We start from the raw sequence: 2,020 nt of genomic DNA, 5'->3' as shown, positions 1-2,020 counted from the left end.
GTCCAAAGGAGTTGGGATCTACTTCATCACCCAGAATCCGGCTGATGTGCCGGAGGATATTCTCGGCCAGCTTGGCAATCGCATTCAGCACGCGCTGCGGGCTTTTACCGCCAGGGACCGCAAGAATCTGAAACTGGCGGCGGAAACCTACCGCGAGAACCCGCGTTTTTCCACCGGGGAGGCTATTCGCGAAGTTGGAGTCGGGGAAGCCGTCACCTCTATGCTGCAAAAAAAAGGCGTGCCAGGCGTGGTAGAACGCACGCTGATCCGCCCTCCAAGTACCCAACTCGGACCGGTTACACCGCAGGAGCGGGCGGCCATGCTGGAAGCTTCGGACATGGCAGGGAAATACGACAATCCGCTGGACCGGCAGTCTGCATATGAAATTCTGGCACAGCGCGCGCAGACAGCGGCGCAGGATGCGGAAACCTCCGAGGTCGCAGCAGATGAGGCCCCCCAGCCGATGGCGCGGGAATTCAACGCCGCCCGCCGGTATTCCGGTTCAAGGGTCAGCCGGTCTTCTGCAAAAGCTTTCCGGAAAAAAGATACCTTCACCTCGGCAATGTCTGAAGCGGTGATCAAGGAGCTGAAGGGCACGACCGGGCGCCGGATTGTCCGCGGCATTCTAGGCAGCCTGTTCAAAGGGCGCTGAGCAAAGAAAAACGGGTTTGGCTTTGCGCCAAACCCATGCCTCCGGCGGGAGTATTTTTCACCAGAAAGAAGCCAAAAGCGCCGCCCGGACCTCCAGGGCGGCGCTTGTTTTACTTTTCAGGGATCAGCCCGCGCGGGCTGAATCTGAGAACCAGCAGCAATATCAGGCCCATCGTGAACAGCCGCATGTGCGAGGCGCTTTCCAACAGGTGGGTCTTAAGGGCGCTGCCCTCGTCCATGCCGGAGGTGACAAACTCCATCAACAGGATGCCCATCGGCTCCACTTTGATCCAGAAGAACCAGATCAGCATGCCGCCCAGAACTGCGCCGAAGTTGTTGCCGGAACCGCCGACGATCACCATCACCCAGATCAGGAAGGTGAAACGCAGCGGGTTGTAGGTACCCGGCGTCAGCTGGCTGTCCAGTGTGGTCATCATTGCGCCGGCAATGCCGCAGATGGCGGATCCCAGCACGAAGATCTGCAGATGGCGGCGGGTCACGTTCTTGCCCATTGCCTCGGCCGCGGTCTCGTTGTCGCGGATTGCACGCATCATCCGGCCCCAGGGGCTTTTCAACGCCATCTGCGCCATCCACAACAGCGCCAGCAGCACCGCGGTGAACATCAGCGCATAGCCGGCCTTGACATAAATGGTCGAGGCAAGAACCGGGTCGAGACCAAATCCCGCAGCGCTCTCAACGAAACCCGGATCGTTCTGCAGATCCACTTCATAAGGCAGGGGACGGGGCAGGCCGACTACGTTCTTCACACCGCGCGACAGCCAGTCCTCGTTCTTGAGCACAGCAATGATGATTTCGGCAATGCCCAGTGTGGCAATCGCCAGATAGTCCGACCGCAGGCCCAAAGCGGTTTTCCCGATTAACCAGGCCGCACCCGCAGCCAGCAACCCGCCCGCAGGCCAGGCCAGCAGAACCGGCAGGCCCAGACCGCCGATGTTGCCTTGCAGTGCGGGGTTGATCGCTTCAACCGCACCAACCGCCGGATCAAAGATCGCCCGGTAGACAAAGAAACCCGCGATCATCATACCAGCCAGCACCAACGCGCGCAGTTTGCCTGGGGCCATGAATTTAGTGATCATTACCCCGGCAACCACGGTCATGGCACCCATGACCAGTGCCATCACAATGCTGACGCCTCCCGACGTCCAGGCTGCGGGGATCACCGGCGTGGAGGTCAGCACCACGGCCAGCCCCCCAAGCGCGGTAAAGCCCATGATGCCGACGTTGAACAGCCCGGCAAAGCCCCACTGGATGTTCACCCCGATCGCCATGATGGCCGAAATCAGCCCCATGTTGAGGATCACCAGCGCCGAGTTCCAGGAGCCGGAAAAGAACAGGAAATCGGTCATGC

Annotated in this window: 2 protein-coding genes; one reads left to right on the top strand and one right to left on the bottom strand. The window is 60.3% G+C overall.

Annotated features, from left to right (window positions below):
* The coding region (locus A2I95_RS33825) for a helicase HerA-like domain-containing protein (protein ID WP_291736851.1) at positions 1-652 on the top strand (652 nt) is incomplete at its 5' end.
* Between the two features lie 109 nt (positions 653-761).
* On the opposite strand, the gene A2I95_RS33820 is transcribed toward A2I95_RS33825, so the two are convergent.
* Positions 762-2,018 carry a branched-chain amino acid ABC transporter permease gene (locus tag A2I95_RS33820; RefSeq protein WP_291736849.1) on the bottom strand — a complete coding sequence of 419 codons (1,257 nt, stop codon included), beginning with the start codon at positions 2,016-2,018 and terminating at the stop codon, positions 762-764.
* Positions 2,019-2,020: the final 2 nt, after the last annotated feature.

The sequence above is a fragment of the Leisingera sp. F5 genome (assembly GCF_001593695.1).
The sequence above is the reverse complement of the archived record's forward strand: the minus strand, read 5'-3'. Positions and strand labels throughout refer to the sequence as shown.

Coding starts and splice junctions, on each gene's coding strand:
- A2I95_RS33820 (WP_291736849.1), bottom strand. CDS start 2,018: ATGACCGATTTCCTGTTCTTTTCCGGCTCCTGGAACTCGGCGCTGGTG.